Here is a 389-nt window from a genome sequence, read left to right as displayed (position 1 = left end):
TACCCAGCTATGCCCTTGGCAGAACAACTGGTACACCAGAGGTGCGTCCATCCCGGTCCTCTCGTACTAAGGACAGGTCTTCTCAAATTTCCTACGCCTGCGACGGATAGGGACCGAACTGTCTCACGACGTTCTGAACCCAGCTCGCGTACCACTTTAATGGGCGAACAGCCCAACCCTTGGGACCTACTACAGCCCCAGGATGTGATGAGCCGACATCGAGGTGCCAAACCTCCCCGTCGATGTGGACTCTTGGGGGAGATAAGCCTGTTATCCCCAGGGTAGCTTTTATCCGTTGAGCGATGGCCCTTCCATGCGGTACCACCGGATCACTAAGTCCGACTTTCGTCCTTGCTCGACCTGTATGTCTTGCAATCAAGCTCTCTTCT

General features: G+C 55.0%; 1 rRNA gene. It reads right to left on the bottom strand.

The window, feature by feature from the left end:
- Positions 1-389: ribosomal RNA gene (locus ACI48P_RS22240) — 23S ribosomal RNA — on the bottom strand; the annotation flags it as partial.

The organism is Romboutsia sp. LXY-2 (assembly GCF_056171995.1).
This window is presented reverse-complemented; position numbering and strand designations above follow the sequence as displayed.